10 protein-coding genes are annotated in these 12,029 nt (G+C 46.0%); 6 read left to right on the top strand and 4 right to left on the bottom strand.

Features of this window, described 5'->3' with window-relative positions:
• The first annotated feature begins 22 nt into the window (after nt 1–22).
• Nucleotides 23–1,150 (top strand): PQQ-dependent sugar dehydrogenase, encoded by a 1,128-nt coding sequence (locus KIH41_RS13055; protein ID WP_214162656.1) that lies wholly within the window; start codon nt 23–25, stop codon nt 1,148–1,150.
• Nucleotides 1,151–1,205: 55 nt separating this feature from the next.
• Here KIH41_RS13055 and KIH41_RS13050 read toward each other — a convergent pair whose 3' ends face one another.
• Genes KIH41_RS13050 through bshC form a run of 3 tightly spaced genes read right to left on the bottom strand, consistent with a single transcriptional unit; the run spans nt 1,206 to nt 3,844 of the window.
• The gene (locus KIH41_RS13050; protein WP_213944575.1) at nt 1,206–1,694 is read right to left on the bottom strand and encodes a hypothetical protein; all 489 of its coding nucleotides are present in this window, start codon (nt 1,692–1,694) and stop codon (nt 1,206–1,208) included.
• Nucleotides 1,695–1,725: 31 nt separating this feature from the next.
• Nucleotides 1,726–2,292: a 5-formyltetrahydrofolate cyclo-ligase gene (locus KIH41_RS13045; RefSeq protein WP_214162655.1), complete on the bottom strand. Its 567-nt coding sequence runs from the start codon at nt 2,290–2,292 to the stop codon at nt 1,726–1,728.
• Between the two features lies 1 nt (nt 2,293).
• Nucleotides 2,294–3,844, bottom strand: a complete 1,551-nt coding sequence (gene bshC / locus KIH41_RS13040) for a bacillithiol biosynthesis cysteine-adding enzyme BshC (protein ID WP_214162654.1) — start codon at nt 3,842–3,844, stop codon at nt 2,294–2,296.
• Between the two features lie 169 nt (nt 3,845–4,013).
• Between bshC and KIH41_RS13035 the strand changes: the two genes are divergently transcribed.
• From KIH41_RS13035 to mnmD, 5 genes are all read left to right on the top strand, one after another.
• Entirely contained in the window at nt 4,014–6,197 is a 2,184-nt protein-coding gene (locus KIH41_RS13035; protein WP_214162653.1) for a heavy metal translocating P-type ATPase, read from the top strand.
• Between the two features lie 76 nt (nt 6,198–6,273).
• Nucleotides 6,274–6,477 (top strand): heavy-metal-associated domain-containing protein, encoded by a 204-nt coding sequence (locus KIH41_RS13030; protein WP_213944571.1) that lies wholly within the window; start codon nt 6,274–6,276, stop codon nt 6,475–6,477.
• Nucleotides 6,478–6,586: 109 nt separating this feature from the next.
• Nucleotides 6,587–7,822 carry a M16 family metallopeptidase gene (locus tag KIH41_RS13025; protein ID WP_214162652.1) on the top strand — a complete coding sequence of 412 codons (1,236 nt, stop codon included), beginning with the start codon at nt 6,587–6,589 and terminating at the stop codon, nt 7,820–7,822.
• Nucleotides 7,823–7,842: 20 nt separating this feature from the next.
• Nucleotides 7,843–8,325, top strand: a complete 483-nt coding sequence (ispF, locus tag KIH41_RS13020) for a 2-C-methyl-D-erythritol 2,4-cyclodiphosphate synthase (RefSeq protein WP_213944569.1) — start codon at nt 7,843–7,845, stop codon at nt 8,323–8,325.
• Nucleotides 8,326–8,330: 5 nt separating this feature from the next.
• Nucleotides 8,331–9,017 (top strand): tRNA (5-methylaminomethyl-2-thiouridine)(34)-methyltransferase MnmD, encoded by a 687-nt coding sequence (gene mnmD, locus KIH41_RS13015; RefSeq protein ID WP_214162651.1) that lies wholly within the window; start codon nt 8,331–8,333, stop codon nt 9,015–9,017.
• 89 nt (nt 9,018–9,106) lie between these two features.
• Here the strand turns inward: mnmD and KIH41_RS13010 are convergent, their stop codons facing one another.
• Complete coding sequence (locus KIH41_RS13010; RefSeq protein ID WP_214162650.1) at nt 9,107–11,983, bottom strand: TonB-dependent receptor; 2,877 nt, start codon at nt 11,981–11,983, stop codon at nt 9,107–9,109.
• Nucleotides 11,984–12,029: the final 46 nt, after the last annotated feature.

The raw sequence follows: 12,029 nt of genomic DNA, 5'->3' as shown, positions 1-12,029 counted from the left end.
GTTTGTAAAAGCAAATTTACCCATGAAAAACACACTCTATACCTTAGTGCTTTCCGCTGCCCTATTTTCCTGTGCGGAAAACAACAACGGGGAAATAAACGACCCCCTTTCACCCACCAACATTACTGAGTCTGACATGCTCAATTTCAGCGTGGATACCCTCTACACTGACTTGGAGAATCCCTGGGGGATGGTGTGGCTGGAAGATGGCCGCATGCTGGTAACCGAAAGGCAGGGGGAAATCCTGATTTTCGAAAATGATGAATTTACCGGTGAAAAGGTCCAAGGAATGCCTGACGTGTATGCCAGAGGGCAAGGGGGTCTGTTGGACATCCAGCGAAAAGACGACTGGCTATACATCGCCTATGCCAAGCCTATGCAGGGTGGCGGGGCGACCACCATTATGAGAGCCCGATTGGAGGGCAACAACCTTGTTGATCAGGAAGAATTGATCCAAACCACACCTGCAACCGATTCTGGGGTCCATTTTGGATGCAGGATTATTTTTGACAACGAGGATTACCTCTACTTCAGCTCTGGTGAACGGGGCACCAAGCCAAATGCGCAAGACTTGACCAACTCCCATGGGAAAATCCACCGCATCAACCTAGACGGCAGCATTCCTGAAGACAACCCCTTTGTGAACGAACCGAATGCCGTGAAATCCATCTGGACCTATGGCAATAGAAACCCGCAGGGGATGATCTATGATGCAGAGAATAACCGCATCTGGGCCCACGAGCATGGTCCAAAAGGAGGCGATGAGCTTAACCTTATCGAAAAAGGAAAAAATTATGGATGGCCTTTGGTGACCTTTGGGGTAGATTATGACGGCAGTGTGATTTCGGAAGAGACAGAAAAAGAAGGCATTACGCCTCCAGTTCATTATTGGGATCCATCTATCGCGCCTTGCGGCATGGTGCAAGTGACAAGTGACCGATATGGGGCTTGGCAAGGCAACCTGCTTATCGGCGCCTTGGCCCACCAGCACGTCGCCAGAGTTGAGCTAGATGGCACCACTTACGCCGGTGAGGAAAAATTGCTGCAAGACATCGGTCGTGTAAGGCATGTGGCCCAAAGCCCTGACGGCTACATTTATGTAATAACCGAAGGAACTGGCCTAATGGTCAAACTGATTCCAGAAGAATAGACAAAAAAAAAGAGGTAGCCGATCGCTACCTCTTTTTTTATGACTTAATTATTTTTTAAAACACATATCTGACAGAAAGTGCAAATCCATCTGCCCATAATCTCTGGTAACCAATCACGTCAAAAGCAGGTTTCCAGTCAAAGGATAAGTTAAGTGGAATTTCTACAAAAGTATATTCCAAACCTAGAATACCATCGATACCTACTACTGTGTAAGACCTGTCTGGATCACCCCAGCCCCGGTACCTTCTATCAGCGGCATTGAAGAATCCCACGTGGGCACCGGCACCATAATACCATCTCAATCCGCGGGCCTCAGGGATGTTGCGGTGAACTTCCAAAAGACCTGTCAACATCATACCTCTCCAACGGCTATGGATCAAACCTTCAAAAGCAACATCATTGGACAGAAAATGCTTAACGGTAACTCCGGCACTGTTCCCTGCCCTTAAACCGATCCCGGTATTGTAATCTTGGGCTTTCACCTCGGTGCCTAGACACATTCCTGCACATAGCAGGGCAACAATCATGATCTTTTTAAACATAGAAGTATAAAATTTAACAATAAAGAATTTTCTAAAAGATATAAAGCTGTTCAGGGCTGACACAAAAATCCAGCCTGATATCATGCTCTTCAGCGGGTATGGACTCCTCCGGAGAGAAAAACGACAGCCCCACTTTTATCACCTCATGGCCAAGGGAATCCAAAAAGCGGTCATAAAAACCTCTCCCGTAACCAAGCCTGTTTCCTCCCAAATCATATGCCAAAAGGGGGATTAATACCAGTTGTATGGCATTTCCATTAGTTGTGTGAGCGTGATGGGGCACCGGAATTCCATAGGAATCCAGCTCATACTCAAAGGGAATCTCCAGTTCAATCGTCTGCATAGCCCCGGTGGTAAAATCGCTGACTGAGGTGTAAAGATGGCAGCCCTTTGCGGCCAATTTTTCCACCAATTCAAAAGTGTCAATCTCGCTTAACTTCTCAATGGGAAGAAAAACATGGATATGCGCAATTTCCGGATGCATGTCTAAAAAAGTGAGGAAACGGCTGGTAACCGCCTGCGATTTTTCAATCCTTTCCTCTGGCGACAAGTACTTTCTTTTGGATTTATAGACTTTCCTCAGTTCTGATTTATCCATCCTAATACCTTAATAGAATATAATTGAAATCTAAGGGGTCAAAATGTTGGAATAGCTTTTCTATGAATTGCTCATCTTGCAGGTAAAACTGAAGAAGATTCACATATCTTTCTTGGGGCACGCCCTTGGGGAAAAGGGTGTTTTTGATTGCCTGCATCCTGCCCAAATCTTCCGAAAAATTCTTTTCCTCGGCTTTTACCACCTTTTTGCAGAAATGATCCATTATTTTCAGCATCCTGGTTTTGGTGCTTTCTGAAGTGGTTTCCAACGTGGGGTGAATACCTTTCACACTCATTCCCATTTCATCCATCAAGGCTTCCAGAGCCTCCTTTTTATCATTTAAAGTCAAGTCATGTGAGGAATGCTGTTTGACATAGGCTTTTTTCCAAACCGGAAAACTCATAAAAATGTCCTTTAAAGGGATCCCCAACTTTTCAATTTTTCGGGAAGTATTGGCATCTATCACCATGGCAAAATTCCTGGGCATAATTAAAGGAAAATCCACTTTGTAAAGATCGAAGCTTTTTTTCAGCTGCAGCCAATAAACCACTTCCGCCGGTCCCCCCAAATAGGCTAGGTTAGGCAAAATCACCTCCTGATAAACCGGCCGCATGATCACATTCGGACTGAATTTCTCAGGGTTTTTCTGGATCAATTGTCTAAGCTCAGTTTCTGTAAATTTCAATTCGGTATTTAATACCTCATAAGCATCCCCAACTTTTACAATCCTTTCCCTCAGCCCTTTGTCCAAATAGAAGAAATTGATCTCCCTCGAATACACCTGGGTTTTATACCCCAATTCCTCAAGCTGCTCAGTACTTTCCTGCACCAATTCACTGGCCTTTCCTTCCAGAATGTCAGCTTCCATAATCGGCGCAAACATTTTTTTCAGCTCCGAATCGTGCCCATCTACGATCACCAAACCTTTTTCGCCAAACAGGTGATGGACATATTTGCGAACCGCAGTGGCCAAATTATCAGAGCTTTCATAAGCCTCTCTTAAAAAATCTGGCAAAAAGCGCCATTTCTTAAGCATTGCTTTTAATTCACCATCAAGTACAAAATCTCCAACAGCACCGGTTTGCTGGCTTTCCCAGCGATACTTTTCCCCATCAAAGTTGAAATTGTTGATTTCAGCAAAATCGTGGTCCTCAGTGGCCATCCAATACACCGGGATGAAATGAAAATCAGGGTATTCTTTGTTGAGCCTATCGGCTAAATTGATGGTAGAGACAATCTTGTAAATGAAATAAAGCGGTCCGGTCATCAGGTTTAGCTGGTGACCGGTGGTGACGGTGAAGGTTTTGGAATCCCTGAGCTTTTCCACTGCTGCACATTCCAAACCCGCTTTTTGATATTGCCCGGTCAAGGCAGTTGCCAAGACCTCCCTTTTTTCTTGGGAAAAGCTTCTCTCCTGCACCGCTTTTTTGAAATTTTCCAGTGAGGGAAATAGGTTATAGAAAGGTTTTAAGGAAGGTTTTTGGTGAAGGTAGTCTAAAAAGAAAGCTGAAAACTGGCCGGTACACTCGGGCTCAAGGGTGGCTTTGATCATGGGTTTATTTGTCTGATTCAAAATTTCATCAAGAGGCTAACGGCCCCGCTAGTGGCAAAGTTCTAAAATTAAACGGAAATACAGGAACGGTCAATCCATTGTTTAATAAAATCAAAAATTATGTAAAGCACCAGCTCTATATATGTTTTAATTTTGGTATATAGATAATATGGCTATGAAAAAAGAATTTCCTGTCGGCGGAATGAGTTGTGCGGCCTGTGCGGTGAGCGTGGAAAACACACTCAAAACATACCCTGGAGTCAAAAAGGCTACCGTCAATTATGCCACCCATTCTGCAATAGTGGAATCAGAAGGCAAACTTGACCTGGACCACCTCAAAAAGGCCATCCAAAATGAAGGCTATGACCTGATTGTGGAAGATGTCAAGGCGGAGGAACTGGAGCTGCAGCAGCAGAAAGACTTGGCCAAACTCCGATTCAACACCATTGCCTCAGGAGTATTGTCCTTACCGGTGTTCATTATCGGGATGTTTTGGATGCACATGCCCTATGGAAATGAGGTGATGTGGGTCCTCACCACCCCCATCCTGCTGTTTTTTGGCCGTTCGTTTTTCATCAATGCATGGAAACAGGCCCGGAATCTCAAGGCTAACATGGACACGCTGGTGGCGCTTAGCACCGGTATCGCATATATTTACAGTACATTTAACACCTTTTTGCCAGAATGGCTTTTGAGCCGTGGACTAGAGCCACACGTGTATTTTGAGGCCGCTGCCATCATCATCTTCTTCATACTCTTGGGCCGCTTGCTGGAATCCAGGGCCAAGGCAGGCACGGGAGAGGCACTCAAAAAGCTGATGGGCCTACAGCCCAATGAGGTCACGGTGATCCATAACGGGCAGGAGATCCTCAAAAAAACCGAAACGGTGCAGGCTAGCGAGGAGATCTTGGTGAAGCCTGGCCAAAAAATCCCCTTGGATGGCGAGGTAATATCAGGCAGTTCTTATGTCAATGAGAGCATGCTCACCGGCGAGCCCGTTCCGGTACAGAAAACGATCGGCTCCAAAGTTTTTGCCGGCACCATAAACGAAAAGGGAAGTTTCAATTTTACCGCAACCCAAGTTGGCAACGACACGTTGCTCGCCCAGATCATACAGCGGGTAAAAGAAGCCCAGGGTAGCAAGGCCCCCGTGCAGCACTTGGTGGACAAAATTGCCGGAATTTTTGTACCCATTGTCATCCTACTGTCCATTATCACCCTTTTCGTATGGGGCTTTACGGGAATTGAGGACAGCTGGCTTCGGGGGATGCTTTCCATGATCACCGTGCTGGTGATCGCCTGCCCCTGCGCACTCGGTTTGGCTACCCCTACGGCCGTTATTGCCGCCATAGGCAAAGGGGCCAAAATGGGCATCTTGATCAAGGATGCTGAAAGCCTTGAAAAGGGCAAAAAAGTGGACACCCTGCTGCTGGACAAAACAGGCACAATCACCGAAGGCAATCCTAAAGTGGTGGATGTCTTTTTTCCCGGGAGCCAAGAGGATAACTTACCTGCTGTCATCGCAGCCATAGAAGGGAAAAGTGAGCACCCCTTGGCCAAAGCCATTGTATCTCATTTTGACCTAAAGGAAAAACCCGTTATTCAGGATTTCCAATCCCATACCGGAAACGGAGTGAGTGCAAGCTTTGAGGACAAGCTTTATAGGATTGGGAAAAAAAGCTGGATGGAGGAACAAGGGGTAAGTATGGCTGAAGGAATTTTGGCTGATGCTGAGGAAAAATTATCCCAGGGCAAGATTGTAATCTTTGTAGCCAAAGAGAATGAACTGATTGGATCCATCACCATTGCCGATCCTGTCAAAAAAACCTCGAAAGAAGCAATCAAGCATCTCCAAAAAAGAGGCGTGGAAATCCACATACTTTCCGGGGATCAAGACAAGACTGTTTCACATTTGGCCGATCATTTGGGTGTCCCCCATTATCAAGCGGCCATGATGCCTACGGATAAGGCGGAATATGTTAAGCGCCTTCAGCAAGAGGGTAAAATTGTGGCTATGGCCGGGGACGGCATCAATGACAGCGAGGCATTGAGTCTGGCAGATGTGAGTATAGCGATGGGGCACGGCTCCGACATCGCCATGGATGTGGCCAAGGTTACCCTTATCCATTCCGATCTTGGGCAGATTTCCAAATTCTTGGAACTTTCCAAAAAATCCGTCAGCGTGATTCACCAAAACCTTTTCTGGGCCTTTATTTATAATATCATAGGCCTTCCGATTGCTGCTGGAGTACTTTATCCCGCCTTCGGGTTTCTCCTCAGCCCCATGATCGCAGGTGCAGCCATGGCACTGAGCTCGGTCTCTGTAGTCACCAACAGCCTTAGATTAAAGTAAATGGTAAAATTAAAATGGTCACTAAGGACTTCCGTCATCGGTGCAAAAAAATCACATAAAAACATAAATAGAAACCATGAACGAATTGAAATTCAAAACCAACATCAAATGCGGCGCTTGTGAGGCTGCAGTCAAACCTAAGCTGGACAATTTGGAAAATACCACTTGGGCTGTGGATTTGAAACACCCAGATAGAATATTGACCGTAAAGGGTGATACTGACAGCCAGGCAGTTGTGGATGCACTGAAGGAGGCCGGCTATAAAGGGGAGCCTGTTTGAAACAAATTGAAAGGTTAACGGCTTTATTTTACTAAATTTGTTATTGCCTTAAACTTACCCACATGGGCCAGCTTTACGCTGCGCCCTTTGTCGGTTTAAACCCTTTAATATGATCGCATACGAGAGATTTGTACTTGATAATGGCCTGGAGGTATTGGTCCATGAGGACCACACGACCAAGATGGCCGTGCTTAACATTTTGTACAAAGTCGGCTCACGCAATGAGGTGATAGGCAAAACGGGTTTGGCCCACTATTTTGAGCACCTCATGTTTGGGGGGTCCAAAAACGTTCCCGTATTCGATACCGCTTTGGAAAAGGTGGGAGGGGAATGCAATGCCTTCACCAATACCGACATCACCAATTATTACACCACCGTACCTGCCATCAATATCGAAACAGCTTTCTGGCTGGAGTCGGACAGGATGCTGCACCTCAACCTGTCGGACAAAACCATTGACACCCAGAAAAAGGTGGTCATTGAGGAATTCAAACAGCGGTATTTGAACCAACCCTATGGAAACGCTTTCCACTTGGTGCGGGATATGGCCTTTGACCGACACCCCTACCGCTGGCCAACCATTGGCCAGAGCCTGGAAGATGTGGAAAACTACAACCGCCAGGATGTAGAGGAGTTTTATCTCACCCATTACCGCCCTGACAATGCCGTGATGGTGGTGGCCGGGGATATAATGTTAGAGCAGGCCAAGCAGCTTTCCAAAAAATGGTTTGAGAGCATCCCGAGTGGAAACATCCCCAAAAAGACCATTGAAAAAGAGCCGGTCCAAATTCGGAAAAAATCGAAAATCTATACAGCAGATGTCCCAACGGATTCCCTTTACAAGGTCTACCATATCCCGGGCAGGCTGCAACCCAAATACACCGAGTGTGACCTGATCACCGACATTCTCGGCTTTGGCAGGTCTTCTCTGCTGGAGCAGCAACTGGTCAAAAACACGGATGTATTTGCCACGGCCAATGCTTACGTGATGGGGAATGTGGATCCCGGCTTGATGGTTTTCAACGGGAAGATGGAAAAAGGAAAAACCGCCGAAGAAGCCGAGCAGCTATTGGATCAGCTGGTACAGGATTTTATCCAGACACCGATTGAAGAGGCTACGCTTGATAAGGTGAAAAACCAGGCAGAAGCCATGAAGACCTTTGAAGGCGTTCAGCTACTCAACAGAGCTATGAACTTGGCCTACTATGCCCACTTGGGTGATGCAGAACTGTATCAAACCGAATACGAAAAAAAGACAGCAATACCTGCAGCCGACATCCAAAAGGCCGCTAAGGAAATACTAACGGAGGAAAATGCTTCCGTTCTTTATTACAAGAAATCATAACACGTAAGACGATTTATAAAATGAGCAATTTTAGAGTTGGTTTTGGATATGATGTCCATCAATTGAAAGAAGGTGAAGAGTTTTGGTTGGGCGGTATCAAGCTGGAACATGACAAGGGAGCGGTGGGCCATTCGGATGCGGATGTCTTGATCCACGTGATTTGCGATGCCTTGCTAGGCGCTGCAGATTTACGCGATATCGGGTTCCATTTTGCCGACACCGATCCAAAATACAAAGGAATAGACAGCAAGATCCTGCTAAAGGAAGTCATGAAATTGCTTCGAAACAATGGGTACGAACTGGGCAACCTGGACACCACCATCTGCTTGCAGCAGCCAAAGGTCAATCCTCATATACCGATCATGAAGCAGTGCCTCGCCGAAGTGATGGAAGTGGAAGAAAACCAAGTTTCGATCAAAGCGACCACCACGGAACGCTTGGGTTTTGTAGGCCGTGAGGAAGGTGTTTCGGCCTATTGCGTGGCCTTGATCAACAAAAAATAAGTAACATGGAAAGGGAAATCAAAATCATCACCACCGAGGATGGGTCCCACTCCCTCTATCTCCCCCACCTCAACGAGACCTACCATTCTTTTCACGGTGCCTACAAGGAATCAGTCCATGTATTTTTGCTCTATGGACTTGAGGCCTGGGCAGCCAAAAATAAGGGAGTCCAACCGATAAGGATATTTGAGGTTGGCTTTGGTACCGGATTGAATGCCTGGCTGGCATTGGTATGGGCTGAGCAGAATCAAATCCCCGTGCTGTATCACACCATTGAACCTTTCCCATTGAAAGAGGAAGTTTACGATCAGCTAAACTACACCGGGATTGAGGAAAACCTGGAAAGGTTTAAGCCTTATTTCAACCTTTTGCACAAAGCGGAATGGAACCAGGGGGGAGCTCTATCGGAGTATTTTAACATGAAAAAGGATTTGACGACGTTGGAGGAAGTGCAAATGTACGCTACCGATGTGGTTTTCTACGATGCCTTTGCCCCAAGCAAGCAACCCGAACTCTGGGAGAAGCCATTGCTGGAAAAAGTGGTGGAAGCTATGAATCCGGGCGGTGTGTTTGTCACCTATTGCGCCCAAGGACAGCTAAAACGTAACTTGAAGGGTTTAGGACTGGAAGTGGAAACCCTGCCTGGCCCTCCGGGCAAGAAGGAGATGACTAGAGGGGTTAAAGTTAAGTAAGATGTGAAAAGTGAGAGGTTAGAAAGGTGAATATACCCTGTCTAACCTCTCACTTTATAATTTCATATCTCAATTACCACCTAGCATTCCTACCAAGTTCTTCCTCCCCCAGGCCTCATCATTCGCATTGGTCCTCCTTCCTGTCTTTGCTGAGGCTTGAAGCTTCCAATATGATAGGTAAAGCTCAACATGGCGTATCTAGTCAAAACTCTAGTAAAGACATCATCAATGGACACATCCGATACCGTTCTGTTGATGCTTTGGTTTTGGCCGAGGATATCAAAAATGTTAAGCTTCAATTCTCCCTTGTTGTCTTTGAGGAATCTGAAACCTGTCTCGACATTCCATAGCCAGATAGATTGGTCCATTCCTTCGGAGAGTCCTCTGTACAAGGCATTGTTTACCACATTGGATATGAACAGTTTTCCGTCATTGGGGCTATAATAAAACCTCACGTTGGAGTTTTGTACATAAAAATTATTATTGAGTGTGGTCTGCAGGGAACTGTTCACGATATTATAAGTACCGGTGGTCTGAAAAGTAAAATCGACATCCTTGCTGATATTACTGGTCAAGGTAACACCCTGGCTCAATCCAATATTATCGTTCAAATTGAGGTCATCATTGATCAACCCAGGGGTACGATTGAAGCTAATACTTGAATTCATGTTAAACTGCGACCTCAAAGGCGCCACCGGAGCACCGTAAGTCACAAACAATCTGCTGTTAAACTGCCCATCCAAATTCACAGGCCTCACCAGCTGACCACCCCTTCTCAATATCACGTCCGGGCTGATAGCTGTATCCTGTTGGGCGACAAAGGTACTGTTGCCCATAAAGTTGTCGGTCTTGGAAGCAAAAAGGAATAGGAAGAATGTCCTGGACTTTTCCATGTTGATTTTCGACATGTTGGCAAAAATCGTGTGGTTAAAGCTTTGGCCCAGGTTCGGGTTACCCACGGACATCATCAGCGGGTTGGCGTTATTGACCACGTTCTGCAGCTGGATCACATTTGGCTCGTTGGTGCTTGTGCGGTATCTAATCCTAAATGACGTCCCATTTTCCTTTCTATACTGCATATTCACAGTGGGCAATATGTTGTTGAAAGAGCGCTGAAACTCCGCAGGCACAGGGAAGAAGGCCGCGTTATCCAAAGTTGCATTTTGATAGTCCAAGCTGGCATTTAAGTTCAATCCTTTTTGGTTGTTATATCGGTAACCAAGCCCTGCTCTCTGGGTCAAAAACTGGTTTTCAAACTGGTTACTTAAAGCTGTATCCAATACTACTAAGCCCTGCTCGGCAATCTGGAAAGTCCTTTGGTCAGCGGAAGTCTTGTTGTTCCCAACTTGATAACTTACCGTACCGATAGCTTTGCTGGTCAAAGGCTCCGTAAATGTCAAATTTGCTCTGTAGTTGAATCCATCGGAAAGCGCAAAAGTTTCCTGATTGATGGTGTCAAAATCATTTTGGATGTAATCCCTATTGGCAGCCATCAATTTAGTAAAATCATCCGTCTTATTGAAGGAGGTGAAAAGGTCCGTTGACAAGGTCCTGCCTTGCTTGTCAAATTTATACCGGTAGGTCAAATTGTTGCTGATGCTATAAGAATCCGCTGTACCATCGGTAATCGACCTGGTGCTACTGAGCGGATCAAATGCTCCTGTCAGGTTGATGGCATCCCTGTCCATGAAGCTCGAGTTTGATCTAATATTCGCTGATGGAGCTATGATCAAGGCATTCTTTTCATCAATATCATATTCCATCCGAGCATTTACACGATGGGTATTGCTTCTTACATTTTCCAACAAAGTCTCGCGATAAAGCTGGTTTGACGTGGCCAATACCAACTCCCGGTTGGTGTTCTGAAAAACGTTGTTCTGCGTAGAATTGAAGAAATAGCTACCGGTAAAGTTGATTTTATCACCCCATTTGTCGCTATAATTCAAACCCAAGGAGTTGGTGGTGATGATCCCCTGATCCTGTCCAACGGCAAAATTCTGGTTGCCACCCATTCGGCCACCTCCGCCGCCCCAGCCGCCGCCTCCACGGCCACCACGACCACCGCCGCCACCTTCAATTCCCACCATATCTTGGGAAGAAAAGTTTTGCTGGTTGATGTTGTTAAAAAGCCCGATTACAGAGATTCGCTTATCCCCTTTAAAGAAATTGATGTTCCCGCCTGCAGAGTAGCGGTTGTCGGTTCCGTATCCACCATACACCCTTCCAAACTGGCCATTCCGCTTATCCTGCCGGGTCACGATATTGATGGTTCGGCTATAGTTCCCATCGTCAAAACCCGTAAGTCTGGATTGGTCTGATCGCTGATCGAGGATTTCTACTTTGTCAATTACATCTGCTGGAAGGTTTCTAAGGGCCAAAAAGGGATCATTTCCAAAAAACTCTCGGCCATCCACCAGCACTTTCTGCACCTGCTCACCTCTAGCTTGGATTTCTCCATTCTGGATGGTCACCCCGGGAAGTTTCCGCACCATATCTTCAGCCACGGCATTTTCCCTGGTTTTGAAAGCTGCAGCGTTAAAGGAGGTGGTATCACCTTTCATTTCCCCTACCATAGCCTGCCCTTGCAATACAAATTCATCTAGGAGTTTGGAATCTTCCTTGAGCTGAATCACACCCAAATCTAGGCTTTCACCTCTGCTGAGGGTCTTTTGATATTTCTCAAACCCTAGGTATAAAATCTCTACCACCACGGTTGGAATTCTTGGTCTGTCAATCGAAAAAGTCCCATCCAGATCCGTGATGGCCGATGTCACCAAGGAGTCTGTCACAGTTTTTATTAATACATTCGCCCCTATGAGCGGCTCGTTGGTATTCCCTTCCATTACCTGGCCTCTTATCTGGCCTCCTGGCCCCCGTTGTCCTGTCCCCCTCTGTTGGGCAAACCCATCATTCACACACGCTAACAACAGCAAGAGCCCCAACACTTTAAGTGTAGAAATTTTCATATAAGTAGTTGATATTCGTTTTCTAAAAAATCAGAAAATTGAGATT

Source organism: Litoribacter ruber (genome assembly GCF_018500185.1).
In the GTDB taxonomy this organism is placed as follows: domain Bacteria; phylum Bacteroidota; class Bacteroidia; order Cytophagales; family Cyclobacteriaceae; genus Litoribacter; species Litoribacter ruber.
Note: the sequence above shows the minus strand (reverse complement) of the source record. Positions and strands in the feature narration are given on the sequence as shown.